Origin of the sequence: Methylotuvimicrobium sp. KM1, from assembly GCF_044788715.1 — a bacterium.
In the GTDB taxonomy this organism is placed as follows: Bacteria; Pseudomonadota; Gammaproteobacteria; order Methylococcales; family Methylomonadaceae; genus Methylotuvimicrobium.
Window position 1 is genome coordinate 4,633,796 of record NZ_CP173170.1, and the last position, 15,055, is coordinate 4,648,850.

The following is a 15,055-nucleotide window of genomic DNA, read 5'->3' on the forward strand; positions in this document are numbered from 1 at the left end:
CACTACATTTTAAAATTTAGCGTCTATGGTAAGTGTTTTTTAATGATTACAATTGTTTATGATTTTTCGAGAAAACAGCAAATCTTGTGTGACATTTATCTAAATTGTCAATACCTGTAGTACCATAAGATTTTTTATTCTTTTTAGATCAATGGGTTACTATTTTTCTTGTCAAAGATAGGTTAGACGGTTTTTCAATCAAAAGGGAGTAGTAATATTTTCATCTCAACGAATAGCCGTATTAGTCTTGCGGACTCAAAAAATCATGCCGAGCAATTAATGCGGTTGCCTCGTCAACCGGAAGAGGCTTGCTATAGAGATACCCTTGCACCTCATCGCAAGCAATTCGGCGAGCCCACTCGAGTTGCGCTTGGGTTTCAATACCTCCCGCCAAGCCTTTGATGCTGAATACGTGAGCAATTTCGATAGCGGCCTTGGCTATCGCCGTCTCAGCCGAATCAGTTGACGCCTGAGCAATCATCGTATAATCAATTTTAATCGCATGAATCGGAAAGCGCGTCAACGTTTTAAATGAAATCGATCCGCTACCGAAATGATCCAACGACAGTTTCACACCGGCTCGGCTTAATCGGTCCAGCAGGATAACGGAACGCTCCTCTTCTTCCCATAGCGCATCTTCGTTAAAATCCAACTCAACCAAAGACGGATTCACACGTAGCTGATCGATAGCACCCAATACACCATCGGCAAAACCATTATGGCGAAATTGTTTTGCCGATATATTAATCGACACCGTCAATGGCGGGAAATTTTGGTCTTGCCAAACTTTGCATTGTTCGCAGGCTTTCCGTATGACCCATTCCCCGACAGGAACGATCAAACCGGTATCTTCTAAATCCTGCATAAACGAGGACGGCGTCAAAACTCCCCGATCGGGATGGCGCCAGCGTAACAAAGCCTCCATGCCAATGATCTTTCCGCTATGAACGTCGACTTCCGGCTGATAATACAATTCGAACTCACCGTTTTCGAAGGCATGTTCAAGTTGACGAACCTTTTTTATCTCATGCTGAACCTTGGCAGTCATTGCCGCCGAATAAAAACAATACCGGCTAATTTTTTCACTGCTCGAGGCTTTGGCTTTGTACATTGCCGAATCGGCCGCCCCGATTAGCTTTTCCAATTCATCGCTATCATCGGGATAAGTTGCGATTCCTAAACTGGCGCGAACGGCCATCACGGAACCGCCAAACTTAAACGGCTCGACCAAAGCCTTTAAAATCTTATCGGCAATCAAAGCCGCTTCCTCTGCGTTATTCAAACCATTGAGGATAATCGTAAACTCATCACCACCCATTCTGGCTACGCAATCGCTAGCCCTTACACTACCGGATAAACGTTTCGCAACATTTTTGAGTAATTCGTCGCCGGCATGATGCCCCAAAGAATCATTGATTTTTTTAAAGTCGTTCAGATCGAGAAAGATCAATGCTAATGATTTTTTCGAACGCCTTGCCCCGATCACATCATGTTTCAACTTATCGTAAAACAACTTTCGATTCGCTAGCCCGGTCAATACATCGTAATGAGCCAAATACTGCAATTGTTCCATCAAGCGCTTTCGCTCGATCGCATAACAGATTGCCCGTCTCAGTAACATACCTGAAATACCATGCTTGACCAGAAAATCCTGTGCGCCCAATTGCACGGAGCGTATTGCCAGCAATTCATCTTCCTCGGCGCTGAGCACGACTATGGGAACCATGGGGGCTGCAGCATGCACTCGAATCAAGGTATCGATCCCGTTACCGTCGGGCAACCCTAAATCGAGCAATATCGCCATAATGCCGCCTTTCGCCAAAATAGGAAAAGCATCGCTTAGCTGCCCAACCCTAATCAATTCAAAAGGCTGCTGACGCTCATCATTCGACTCCAGCAATACCTGAACCAATTTGACATCGCCAGGATTATCCTCGATCAGCAAGACTTTAGCGGCAACCTGGTTCATTATTATTATGCTATTTCGGAAGGCAACTTGACGATGGTCAACCAAAACGTTTCGATAGATTGCACCACCTTGATAAATTGCTCTAAATCCACCGGCTTGTTGACATAACAATTGACATGCAGATCATAGGTTCTCAAAACGTCCTGTTCGGCTTCGGAAGAGGTAATAATGACAACCGGAATTCGCTTTAGACTCGGGTCGGCTTTAATTTCTTCCAAAACTTCGCGCCCGTTTTTCTTGGGGAGATTAAGGTCGAGCAGAATAACATCGGGCCGAGGGGCTTCGGCATACCTTCCCTGCCGTCTCAAAAAAGCCATGGCTTCCTCGCCATCGCCGACCACGTTCAAATTGTTTTTGACTTTACTCTCGGTTAAAGCCTCTTTGGTCAAGCGTACATCGCCCGGATTATCCTCTACCAGTAAAAACTCCGCGGCACGGCCGATCTCTTCCAGACTCATTGGTTCATTTCCTCGCTTTTGATTTTAGGTAATACCATAATAAAAGTAGCGCCCCGACCGGGCTCCGATTCGACGCTAATCGTTCCTCCGTGGCGCTCGACGATCTTTTTGCAGATCGCAAGGCCGATTCCGGTTCCGGGATAATCTTCCTTCGTATGCAAGCGTTGAAAAATCACAAAAATACGTTCAAAAAATTCAGGCGCTATTCCGATTCCGTTATCGTTTAATTCGAATCGCCAAAAATCGTCCGAGCATGATGCCGAAATATGTATTTTCGGTGATGCTTCACTACGGAATTTAATCGCATTGGCGATCAAGTTTTGAAACAATTGAGTCAATTGGACAGTATCACCCATGATGGTGGGCAGGGTTGGCCGAACAATTTCCGCGCCGCTTTCCTCGACAGCGAGCCGTAAATTATCTAAGGCTTTTTGCAACACGATTTCGAGACTCACCGCCTCGAACGGTTTTACACGCGTTCCGACTCTGGAATATGCCAACAAATCGTTGATCAGGGTTTGCATTCGTGTCGCGCCATCGACCGCATAATGAATAAACTCGTCGGCATCGGCATCCAGCTTACCCTCATATCGGCGCGCCAATAATTGCGTAAAACTGGCCACCATTCGCAACGGTTCTTGTAAGTCATGCGATGCAACATAGGCAAATTGCTCCAATTCTTTATTGGATCTTGCCAATTCCTCGGTACGATGCTGCAAGGCTTCTTGCGCTTCGCGATAGGCGCTAATATCGGAAAATTCGATGACAAAATGAGTCGCCTGATTATTATCATCCATCACTGCGCTGACATTAACCCAGGCTGGAAACGATTTTCCGTCACGTTTTTGCAAATACGTTTCGCCTTGCCAAGGCGATCCGACTTTAATGCCCTGCCAGTAGTCGACAAACACGTTCCGCTCTTGCGGTGCCAATAAATTTGGCACCGGCAAACGCAATAGTTCCTCATGCGAATAGCCCGCTATCGATGATACTTTACGGTTCGCATGCAAAATGCGCCCCCGAGTATCGCTAATTAGCACACCCTCGACATTGCTTTCGAACACTTGAGCCATGAGTCTGAGCATATCGTGATCGGCCTGAAAATACGCATCGATCGCCAATTCGATATCGAACAAAATAACTTTAATAACGGCCAATAAGGTACCGAAGCAATCCGCGTCTTCTTTAAGCGGAGTGCTTTGCATTCGATCGAAAAGCCAAGCCAGGTAAAAATGATAAGCGCCAATATACCATTGCGGCTTTAAGCCGATTCGATGATGCGTTGCGCCGATTTGCACCCTATCCTTGGCATAATCGCGGTCGTATTTCCCTTCAATCAAACGTTGAAAGTAGGCTACTTGCTTGCTTTTCAGGCGTTCGACTTTCTCGGGATCCGATAAAAGCTTTCGCGTTTCCTCGAACTTTAACATCTGCACATAAAAGTCATCGAGAAAGTCCATGCGAACGCCTTTCAACCGGGCATGTAAGTTTTTTAGCAACTCGATATCGCGAGTCGATAATTGGATAAGCGCTAGACGATCGGAAAGCTCCTGATCGCCTAGCGCTCGTAATGAGCTTAAGTCGTCCATAAATGAATTAGAGCAGCATTCTCATGGTTATTTCAAATGCCACTTTGTACATTTTTGGCGAGATAAAAACCAGCAATGATTGATATTTTTGGGCATTAGCACATGGAGGCGTCAGAGTATTCGACAAAGGCGTTGTCAGCAGGGATGCAGGCACAGCCCTTACAGGGACCTGTTCACCCATCACCTAAATTCCATAATCCATTGGCTATGTTTAACTATACCTTTCGCACTTCAAATTTCGGCAGTGCCTTAGGAGGCACCGGGGTGTTCGGCAAAGGCTTTGCCAGCATGGAGCTGGCATAGAGCCTACATGGATGTATTCACGGCGTCCTTGAACATAGGTTTTGGGCAAAGCCATGACGCGGGGCTATTTTTTTTTCGCATGCTTGACCAGTCTTTGCTTCTTCTTGACTTGACGATCGGTCAACTTATTCTTGATTCCGGCGAACGGATTGACCGGAGACTTGAATTCGAGACGGATCGGCGTCCCTTTAAGACCCAAACGGTCACGGAAATAATTCATCAAAAACCGTTTATACGATCCTGGTAAGGCATCGGTCTGCGTACCGTGTATCACTACAACCGGTGGGTTTCTGCCGCCTTGATGCGCATATTTCAGCTTAATGCGTCTTCCATGAACCAGCGGTGGTTGGTGTGTAGTCACCGCATCCTTCAAAAAGTTGGTCAGCACCGGCGTCGACATGTCGATCATCGCCGCATCGTATAACTCATGCACAACATCGAATAATTTACCGACTCCACTTCCGTGCAAAGCGGAAATCGGATGCTTTTGCGCAAAATCGACGAAAGAGAGTTTAATGTCCATCTGCCGTTTGATCAGATCTTTTTGATCGACGCCCAAGCCGTCCCATTTATTCAAGCCGATAATCAATGCCCGCCCTGCTTCCAAGACTAGCCCCAACAAATGCGCATCCTGATCGGTCACGCCTTCGGCGGCATCGATCAAATAAATGACCACATTGGCTTTTTCGATCGCTTGTAATGATTTAATGACACTGAACTTTTCAACGGTTAGTGCAATCTTAGACCGCCGACGCATCCCGGCCGTATCGATCAGGGTAAATTTTTGACCGTTACGTTCAAAAGGAATATAGATACTATCGCGAGTCGTACCCGGCTCATCGAAAACGACGACCCGTTCTTCTCCTAATAACCTATTGACAAGCGTCGACTTACCGACATTTGGCCGCCCGACGATTGCAATGCCGATTCCGGCATCGATCTCGGCTTCATCCGTCTCGGCCATAGGCAGCAATTCATCGACATGCGCCAATAACTCGAAAACGCCGCGTCCGTGTGTCGCGGCGATCTTATAAGGCTCGCCAAGCGCCAGCGCATAAAAGTCGGAAACTGCCGCATTCGCGTCGACACCGTCGATCTTATTGACGACTAAGACAACCGGCTTATCGAGTTTTCTAAGATTTTCGGCAATGCTTTGATCGGAGGCATTGAGCCCTTCGCGCGCATCGACGATAAAAAAAACCACATCGGCCTCATCGAGCGCGACTTGCACTTGTTTTTTGGCAAAGCTATCGATACCGTCCGCATCATCGGCAATCCCGCCGGTATCGACGACCAAACAATCGCGCTGACCGCGTTTGACTCGACCATATTGCCGGTCGCGAGTCAACCCGGGATAATCGGCGACTAAAGCCTCACGGCTTCTTGTTAAATAATTGAATAATGTCGATTTACCGACATTGGGGCGCCCTACTAGGGCAATCACAGGTAACATATTTATAATAACCGTGCCTTTAATGCGGCAAGAACGCCGTTTTTTGCATAGACATACAGCACGTCGTCAACGACGACCGGCTGCGCGTCAATCGCCGCATCGGTAATCCGAATGCGCCCCATCTGCCTGCCGTCGCTTTTAGACAACCAATGCAGATACCCTTCGAAATCGCCGACCACGACATAATTATCGTAGGCTACCGGCGCCGTTAACTTTCGTTGATGTAGATCGCTTTGCTTCCATAACGAAGCACCGTTACGTTGATCGAGTTGCCATACATCGCTGCTGACGTCGCTTATATAAAGATAACGCCAATCATGACTCATACCGGTATAAGACGAAACATCGGCATTACGCCAAATAACATCGCCATTTTGCTCCAGTACCCCGCTCGTTCCACCGCGATAACTGGCAATAAAAATCACGCCATCGGTTGCGACCGGGTCGACAACTAAATCTACCAGTCTTTCAATTTCGGTTCGCCCGCCCGGAATTGCAATACTGGTTTCCCAAATATGCTTACCGTCGCTTAGCCTCAACGACAATAATTTTCCGTTCGCAAACCCGCAGATGACATTTTCATTGAGCACAATTGGTGCGCCGATACCGCGTATACTCAATGCCGGGACGCTCAGCTCGTATTCCCAAAGCATGGTGCCATCGGATTCGTTCAAAGCCATCACTCTACCGTCCGTAGTTCTAACTATAACAATGCCTTGCGACACAACCGGAACCGAAATCACTTCGCTCGACACCGGAACGGTCCAGCGCTCTGAGCCATTGGCCATGTTCAGCGCCACGACATTGCCGTCGCTGGTACCGAGCACGACGGTCGAATCGGAAACGCCCGGGCCGCCGGCAAACTTAGCCTCGGTATCGGCTTCCCAAATCTCGTCGCCGGTTTTCAAATCCAACGCCAAAACCAGTCCTTGAATATCGGCGGCAATAATTTTTCCGTCATGAATTACCGGAATCAACTTTAAAAATTTCTCGCCGGCTCCCGAGCCGACCGACTCTTTCCAGAGATACTCCACTTCAATTTCAGGCTCATACTGGGTCAGTTCACTCGGCGGGTCGGTGTTATCCTCACCACCTAAAAAATAATCGGTGATCCCGCTTAACGACTCCAGGGCAGTACACCCCCCCACGCTCAAACCCAACAGAACGGCAAGTAATAGTCTCATTTATTGATTAACAATGATTTCAGCTTCGGTAATATCATCCAACTTAAATTGCAATAACGGTGATTTATGTCCGCTACGCAATGCGGCTTGATAAGCCGTACGCGCTTCTCCCAAGCGATCGAGCGCAACATACAAATCGCCTTTCAGCTCTTCATAAGCCCCGGAGAATCCGTCACTGTATTTTGCTTCGGCAATCATTTGTAAACCTTGTTCATACTCGCCCTTTGCCAGAAAAATACGAATCAAGCCGAGCCTTGCAACTTGAGCAATTTCGTCGCTACCCTTTTTTGCAACGGCTTCGAGACTTTGTTGCGCAGCGGCTAAATCACCCTGCTGCACTTTGATTTTTGCATCAAATAGACCGGCGTAATCGTTGTAAGCAGTACCACCGAATTGGTCCTGTATCCGTTCGGCGATTTTTTCGGCAGACTCCAAATTACCTTCGTTTTGCGCATTCAATAATTGCGCATACAAAGCCGATGCTTGCAAAGCCTGGTTTTGCTTGTAATCCTGCCAGATATTCCAGCCGACGATAATCACAATACCGACAATTACGCCGGTAATCGTAGATCGTCCATTTTCTTTCCACCAACGCTTAAGGGCTTCGACCTGTTCTTCTTCTGTTTCGTATATTGCCATAAATACTCTATCGTGCTTTTGCTAAAAATTAGTGATTGCTCAGATTTTTTGAATTGACTTTTGCTCGCTTATTCTTTTAACTGAACACGGATATTACTGATTTTACGGGTCGTCACAAGATTATTCTGTTCTTGATGAGCACTAGGGAATGAGTACGAAATAACTTAGGATTGAGATTCCGTCTACTAGAAGAGTATCCATCGCTCCCACCCTCTGCGTGGTGGGAACGCAGCCTGAACCGCTCTGCGGTTCGGGGACACTGGAGCGCCCCTACCTGGCTTCACATGCAAAGCATGGGAACCCTTTGAGGAAGTTATTTATGAACAAACCCTAAGCACAATCAACTTTACTATTAAATAAGATCCGATCCGTAAACTTTGTCTTATCCGATTTCAATTCCTGCCTTACCGGCGATTCAAAAACGACTTTTTAAAAATTCCAAAGCTTGCGGTAGCATCAGATTTTGCTGATCCTGATTCTGACGCAGCGCTTTAATACCCACTTCGCCACGCATCGCTTCATCGTCACCCATGATCAAAGCATATTCGGCACCGCTTTTATCGGCTTTCTTGAATTGACTTTTAAAACTACCGCCGCCGCAATTAATTTGCAATTTTAATCCGGGCAACTCATTGCGAATAGTCTCGGCCCATTCCATGCTAATTCGCTCTGCTTGTTCGCCGACTCGAATCATATAAACGTCGACTGCCTGTTTGATCGGCAAACTCGGCAAAGTTTCCATCAAAGCCAAAATACGCTCCATACCCATCGCAAAACCGACCGCTTGATTGGCTTTTCCGCCCAGTTGCTCGATTAAGCCGTCATAACGTCCGCCTGCGCAGATCGTACCTTGCGCGCCTAATTCGGCGGTCACCCATTCGAAAACGGTCTTACTGTAATAATCGAGGCCTCGTACCAAACGAGTATTCAAAACAAAATCGATACCCAATACCTTCAAAGTCTCGGTTAACGAATTGAAATGCGCTAGACTGTCGTTGCCTAAAAAATCGCTCAATTCAGGCGCATTAGCAATAAGCTCGCGCATCCCTTCATTCTTACTGTCAAGGATGCGTAGCGGATTCGTGTGCAAACGCCGGCGACTATCTTCGTCAAGTAATTCAAGGTGATCACTGAAATAATCGACCAACTTCTCGCGGTAAACCAGCCTTTCTTCGATTGTACCGAGCGTATTAAGCTGCAATTCGACTTTATCGGCAATCCCTAAGCGCTGCCAAAAACGATGGCTCAGTAGAATCAATTCCGCATCGATATCGGGCCCCGACATACCGTAAGCTTCGACGCCCAATTGGTAAAACTGGCGGTAACGGCCTTTCTGCGGACGTTCATGCCGAAACATCGGCCCGTAATACCATAATCGATGCATTTGATTATGCAATAAGCCATGCTCGAGCGAGGCTCTCAAACAACCTGCCGTGCCTTCGGGGCGTAGCGTCAACGAATCGCCGTTACGGTCATCGAAGGTATACATTTCTTTTTCGACGATATCGGTCACTTCACCGATCGAGCGCTTGAATAATTCGGTTTTTTCGACGATCGGCAACCTTATTTCGCTATACCCGTAGGATCCTAATACTTCCGAAATTATCCGTTCGGCATACTGCCAAAACGGCGATTGATCCGGCAGAATGTCATGCATTCCGCGGATTGCCTGAATATTATTTGCCATGTTTTAATTTTTCTTGCGTTGAATAAATCCGCTGAGTCTCTTCCGCCAACGGAAATGATTCCATCAATTGACTTTTGTATCGCTCGGCGACCTCTCGATTGCCGAGCGCCCGTTCGGTTTGGTAGGCATACCAGAGCACTTCGGCTGATTGCCGGGAAACGTTGCTATAACGTTCATAAAATCCCTTTGCCGCCCAATAATCGCCATTTTGATAACTGAGCTTTTGCATCGCTTGAAGCGCCGGAGCATAATTGGCTTGCCGTTGTAATGCCTGCCTCAGATAGGCTTCGGCCATCGTCGAATTATTTTGAGCCAATGCGCAGCGTCCGGCATTCGTTGCCGCAAGCCACTGGCGGTTATTCAAAGGACTGCGCACCGCTTTATCCAGATAACCCATGCCTTCCTCGTACTCGCCGCGTTCGCAAAGAAAACGCCCGAAATTATTCAATACGCTCAAATCCTCGGCATTCAATTTTAAGGCATACTCGTAACTTTCCCGGGCCGACTCATCTTCGTTAAGCTTTTCATATAAAAATGCCAAGGCATTATGTGCCTCGACATTTTTTGAATTTAAATCGACAGATCGCTCCAAATGCTCCTTAGCAATGGCCAGCTTATCCATGCTCATATAGCGGACTCCCAATTGCAATTGGGTATCGGCGGCGTCCACGCTATCCACTCGTGAATCGAACAAGGAACATGCCGGCTGTGCAAGCAACAAACTTGCTGCCGCAACCACACGACAAAATAGCATTACCCTATGCGGCACGTTCAGAACCCACCAACTGTAACTTTAAGTGCCGGCGACTTTTATCCTGAACCTTGCCGACCAACTGCCCGCAGGCGGCATCGATATCATCGCCGCGCGTCTTTCTGATCGTCGTGATCATACCGGCATTATGCAAAACAGTACGAAAACGATCAATCGCATCGCTGCTCGAACAACGATAGGACGAATTAGGGAAAGGATTGAAAGGAATTAAATTGATTTTCGACGGCACGGTTTTCAACAGCCTGACCATTGCCTTGGCATCCTGAACAGAATCATTAATGCCTTCGAGCATCACATATTCGAAAGTAATCCTCCGGCGCGGGGATAATTTAACATTATCACGGCAAGCCGCCAGCAACTCCTTTAAAGGGTATTTCTTATTGATCGGCACTAATTCGTTACGAAGCTCATCGGTCACGGCATGTAATGACACCGCTAGACTAACATCGCAAACTTCGGTCAAACGGTACATCGCAGGCACGATGCCGGATGTACTGATTGTCACGCGCCGCTTCGACAACCCATAGGCGAAATCGTCCATCATCAGATTCATTGCAGCCACGACATTGTCGAAATTAAGCAAGGGCTCACCCATGCCCATCATCACGACGTTAGTAACTTTTTGTGACGATCCCAAGCGCTTTTGCGCGGCGAACAACTGCCCGATGATCTCGGCCGTCGTCAGGTTTCGATTAAACCCTTGCTGGGCGGTCGAACAAAAGGTACAAGCCAATGCGCAGCCGATTTGCGACGACACGCACAAGGTGCCTCGACCCTCTTCGGGAATAAAAACCGTTTCGATACGGTTTCCGCAAGAAGTCTCCAAGACCCATTTACGCGTGCCGTCCGATGCGATTTGTTCGAGCACGATTTCGGGCGTATCGAGCGAGCATTGTTCGGCCAATTGTGTGCGCAACGCCTTGCTCAGATTGCTCATTTGCGAAAAATCCTCGACGCCTTCCTGGTAAACCCATTTGAGCAACTGGGTCGCGCGAAAAGGCTTTTCGCCGATTTCGACAAAAAAGGCTTCTAGGCCCTTTCTATCGAAATCGAGCAAATTAATTCTATTCAGCTTAGCGGGTGCGAGGGCAAAGTTCATTTTCTGTAAAAAAGAAAGCGATTTCTTGCTGAGCGGTTTCAGGCGCATCGGAACCATGTACGGCATTGGCGTCAATGCTGTCGGCGAAATCGGCACGAATCGTTCCGGGCGCTGCTTCTTTAGGATTGGTCGCACCCATTAAATCGCGGTTTTTCGCAATCGCATCTTCGCCTTCCAAAACCTGCATCATGACAGGACCAGTAATCATAAAATCGACCAAGTCTTTGAAGAAAGGACGTTCTTTATGAACGGCATAAAAACCTTCGGCCTGATCACGGGTCATGTGCAGCATTTTCGCGGCAATGATTTGCAAACCGTTTTTTTCGAAACGGCTGTAAATTTCGCCAATGACGTTTTTCGCGACTGCATCAGGCTTAATGATTGAAAAAGTACGTTCTATTGCCATTCTTAAATAACTCCAAATTGTATTAAAAAAAATTAAACTAACGAATTACATCCGATTGGTAAACATTCACATCCCTCTATGGTTCCCACGCTCCAGCGTGGGAATGTTAATTGCCGGGGAACTGAATGCTTACACTTCAACTATTAACGCGAACACAGCCTTTTCTATGCCAGGACCTATTCACTATTCACTATTCACTGCTAACTGCTAACTGCTAACTGCTAACTGCTAACTGCTAACAATGGTAAGTCACCCCATTCATTTCTCAACTACCTCGATCGATTACCGCATCCTTGATTTAAGGTAAATCATCCACATCAGTGCCTTCCTTGACCGGCACCATCAAATCTTTTTGCGTAATCCCTAACGCCAGCACGATTGGACTCGCAACATAGATAGAAGAATAAGTCCCTATCAAAATACCGACCAACAAAGCCACTGAAAAATTATGAATGATTTCGCCGCCTAGAACAGCCAATGCGATCAACACTAAAATCGTTGTGAACGAGGTCATCAGAGTACGGCTCAAGGTTTCATTCAAGGAAGTATTCATCACTTCCTCGGAACCGACTTGCCTTAAAATCCTAAAATTGTCGCGAATTCGATCGAATACGACGATCGTATCGTTTAGCGAATAACCGATGACCGCTAAAACGGCAGCCAATACCGTCAAGTCGAATTCAAGCCCGAACAGCGAAAAAAAGCCAAGCGTTATAATGACATCGTGAATCAAGGCCGCAACCGAGCCCAACGCAAATTTATATTCGAAACGCCACGCGATATAAATCAACACCCCGAACATCGAATACAGCATCGCCAAACCGCCGTCTTCGGCCAATTCATCGCCGACTTGCGGTCCGACGAATTCGACACGGCGCAATTCGGCCGGTTCCGCCGTTTTTTTATTGATCGCAGCAACGACCCGCGCGCTGAGCTCGGCACTAGACACAGTCTCATCGGGCTTCAAACGAATCAAGACATCCCTGGCGCTACCGAAATGCTGCACCATTGCGTCTCCAAACCCTTCATCGGCAAGCGCCGCGCGCATCACCGTCAAATCGGCCGCATCTTGATAAGCGACCTCTACTAGCGTACCGCCGGTAAAGTCGATGCCCATCTTTAAACCCTGAGTCGCCAGCGACCCGATCGAAACCAGCAGCAGCAACGCGGAAAAAATATAGGCCCACTGACGCTTTCCCAAAAAATCTATCGTTTTATTATTCATAATCAGTCTTCTTAATCCGAAATGCGCCTAAATCGACAATTTCTCGACACGGCGACTGCCGTATATCCAGTTAATCACCATCCGGGTGCCTAAAATAGCCGTGAACATCGACGACAAAATACCGATCGACAGTGTTACCGCGAAGCCTTTGACCGGCCCCGTGCCGAATCCGAATAAGACCAAGGCCACCAAAAGCGTTGTAATGTTGGCGTCGAAAATCGTCCCGAAGGCTTTTTCGTAACCGGCAAAGATACTCGATTGCGGCGTGTTGCCGTTTTTGATTTCCTCGCGAATGCGCTCGAAAATCAGCACGTTCGCATCGACAGCCATACCGATGGTCAGCACGATCCCGGCAATTCCCGGCATGGTCAGTGTGGCTTGCAACATCGACAAGATTGCTACGATAACGACCAGATTGAACCCTAGCGCCAGATTCGCGACCAGACCGAACACGCGGTAATAAGCCGCCATGAATAACAACACCAGAACAAAACCGACCATGACCGATCTCATTCCTTGGTCGATATTATCTTGACCGAGGCTCGGACCGACAGTGCGCTCTTCGACGATATCGACCGGAGCAGCCAAGGCGCCTGCTCTAAGCAATAAAGCCAAATTACGGGCTTCGGTCGTACTATCGAGACCGGTGGTTTGGAAACGCTTACTAAATGCATCGCGAATCGTCGCGACGCTGATCACTTTTTCAACCTTTTCCTTGGTCCGAACTTTTTCGCCGTTAACTTCACGCGTTTTGACTTTATATTCGACGAACACGACCGCCATCGGCCGGCCGATATTCTCGCTGGTCATCTTGCCCATTTTCTTCGCGCCGATACCGTTCAAGGTCACGAATACCGAAGGCGAACTGTTTTGATCCAAACCGGACGAAGCGTCGACGATCTGATCGCCGGTCACGATGATGCGTCTATCTAATAGAATCGGATTACCGTTTTTCTCGTAATAGATACGGCTGCCGACCGGCGGTCGTCCTTTCAATGCTTTTTGAACGTCATGTTCGACGTCGACCAAGCGATATTCCAATGTCGCCGTCGTACCTAGAATATCCTTGGCACGGGTCGTGTCCTGAATGCCGGGTAATTGCACGACGATACGGTTGTCGCCTTGCTGTTGGATGACCGGTTCGGCGACCCCGAGCTCGTTGACCCGGTTACGCAAGGTCGTGATATTTTGCGCCAGTGCGAATTTTTTGACTTCTTTTTGCTCGGCCTCGGTAATCCTGAGCCAAAGCTCGTTCTCGACATTCGGCCGTTCGATATTCAGTGTCGAAAAATCCTTGTCCAGCACCGCGACTGCGGAATTGGTGTCTTCTTCACTTCTCAATTTAACGCGGATATAGCCGGTCTCTTGCGACACAGACTGGTAACGGATTTTGGCATCGCGCAAGGCGGAACGAACGTCATCATTATAACGTTCTTCGGCTTGCTTAACCGCGGCATCCATATCGACTTCAAGCATAAAATGAACGCCGCCGCGCAAATCAAGACCTAGATACATAGGGCTTGCGCCAAGCGTCCGTAACCAACCGGGTGTTGCCGGCGCCAAGTTAAGTGCGACAGTAGCATCGTTCCCCAATTTATCCCTCAGTAAATCCGCAGATTTCAATTGGTCGTTGGTATCATTGAAACGAACCAAGATACTTCCATTACCGGTTTCAACTTCTTTAATGGTCATTCCGGCTTGCTTGACCAATTCTTCTATCTGCTGAACCTGGTCGGTCTCGACCGTACTGACATTCGAGAAGGACACCTGAACCGACGGATCGTCGCCGAAAAGATTGGGTAAGGCATAAATAAGCCCAATCAAAAAGACGATCAGGATTAATAGATTTTTCCAGAGTGGGAAACGATTTTGCATTTTATTATTCCGACTTTTAACCCGATATCAAACTTTCGGTTTTTTGGCGATCGCTTTATAGGTGCCTTTCGGCATTAAACTACCAATGGCATGGCGTTGAACCTGAATGAAGACATTCTCGCTGATTTCAAGCTTGACAAAGTTATCGTCTAAATCCGCGACCTTACCCAAAATGCCGCCATTCGTAACGACTTCGACGCCCTTGGTCAAGGAGTCGATCATCTGCTTATGCTCCTTACTGCGCTTAGATTGCGGCCGCAGAAACAAAAAATAGAAAAACACCAGAATTCCTAGCGGAAACAGCAACCCCTCAAAACCGGGTTGTTGAGCCGCCGGCGCGGCTTGCGCCATGGCATCGGAAATTAAGAAACTCATTGTTATCCTCTTTTATAGTAG

The 15,055-nt window shown here is 47.6% G+C and carries 13 protein-coding genes; all 13 read right to left on the minus strand.

Features of this window, described 5'->3' with window-relative positions; all coding sequences use genetic code 11:
• Positions 1-241: 241 nt before the first annotated feature.
• Entirely contained in the window at positions 242-1,969 is a 1,728-nt protein-coding gene (locus tag ACINK7_RS20205) for an EAL domain-containing protein (protein ID WP_404358118.1), read from the minus strand.
• A gap of 5 nt (positions 1,970-1,974) precedes the next feature.
• Positions 1,975-2,427, minus strand: a complete 453-nt coding sequence (locus ACINK7_RS20210; protein ID WP_404358120.1) for a response regulator — start codon at positions 2,425-2,427, stop codon at positions 1,975-1,977.
• Entirely contained in the window at positions 2,424-4,016 is a 1,593-nt protein-coding gene (locus ACINK7_RS20215) for a protoglobin domain-containing protein (protein WP_404358122.1), read from the minus strand. Before ACINK7_RS20215 ends, ACINK7_RS20210 begins: the two co-directional genes overlap by 4 nt.
• Before the next feature lie 367 nt (positions 4,017-4,383).
• A complete protein-coding gene (gene der / locus ACINK7_RS20220) occupies positions 4,384-5,772 on the minus strand; it encodes a ribosome biogenesis GTPase Der (protein WP_404358124.1) in 1,389 nt (462 codons plus the stop codon).
• A gap of 2 nt (positions 5,773-5,774) precedes the next feature.
• The gene (bamB, locus tag ACINK7_RS20225) at positions 5,775-6,956 is read right to left on the minus strand and encodes an outer membrane protein assembly factor BamB (protein ID WP_404358126.1); all 1,182 of its coding nucleotides are present in this window, start codon (positions 6,954-6,956) and stop codon (positions 5,775-5,777) included.
• A complete protein-coding gene (locus ACINK7_RS20230) occupies positions 6,957-7,595 on the minus strand; it encodes a tetratricopeptide repeat protein (RefSeq protein ID WP_404358127.1) in 639 nt (212 codons plus the stop codon).
• A 415-nt stretch (positions 7,596-8,010) separates the two neighbouring features.
• Entirely contained in the window at positions 8,011-9,282 is a 1,272-nt protein-coding gene (gene hisS, locus ACINK7_RS20235; protein ID WP_404358129.1) for a histidine--tRNA ligase, read from the minus strand.
• The gene (gene pilW / locus ACINK7_RS20240; protein ID WP_404358131.1) at positions 9,272-10,051 is read right to left on the minus strand and encodes a type IV pilus biogenesis/stability protein PilW; all 780 of its coding nucleotides are present in this window, start codon (positions 10,049-10,051) and stop codon (positions 9,272-9,274) included. The genes hisS and pilW overlap by 11 nt, the downstream gene beginning before the upstream one ends.
• On the minus strand, positions 10,041-11,153 hold the full coding sequence (rlmN, locus tag ACINK7_RS20245; protein WP_404358133.1) for a 23S rRNA (adenine(2503)-C(2))-methyltransferase RlmN: 1,113 nt from the start codon (positions 11,151-11,153) through the stop codon (positions 10,041-10,043). Before rlmN ends, pilW begins: the two co-directional genes overlap by 11 nt.
• Positions 11,128-11,559, minus strand: a complete 432-nt coding sequence (gene ndk, locus ACINK7_RS20250) for a nucleoside-diphosphate kinase (protein WP_404358135.1) — start codon at positions 11,557-11,559, stop codon at positions 11,128-11,130. Before ndk ends, rlmN begins: the two co-directional genes overlap by 26 nt.
• 298 nt (positions 11,560-11,857) lie before the next feature.
• Positions 11,858-12,784, minus strand: coding sequence for a protein translocase subunit SecF (gene secF / locus ACINK7_RS20255; protein WP_404358137.1), 927 nt, complete (start codon positions 12,782-12,784; stop codon positions 11,858-11,860).
• A 27-nt stretch (positions 12,785-12,811) separates the two neighbouring features.
• The gene (secD, locus tag ACINK7_RS20260) at positions 12,812-14,659 is read right to left on the minus strand and encodes a protein translocase subunit SecD (RefSeq protein WP_404358139.1); all 1,848 of its coding nucleotides are present in this window, start codon (positions 14,657-14,659) and stop codon (positions 12,812-12,814) included.
• A 27-nt stretch (positions 14,660-14,686) separates the two neighbouring features.
• Positions 14,687-15,034 (minus strand): preprotein translocase subunit YajC, encoded by a 348-nt coding sequence (yajC, locus tag ACINK7_RS20265; RefSeq protein WP_017841974.1) that lies wholly within the window; start codon positions 15,032-15,034, stop codon positions 14,687-14,689.
• Positions 15,035-15,055: the final 21 nt, after the last annotated feature.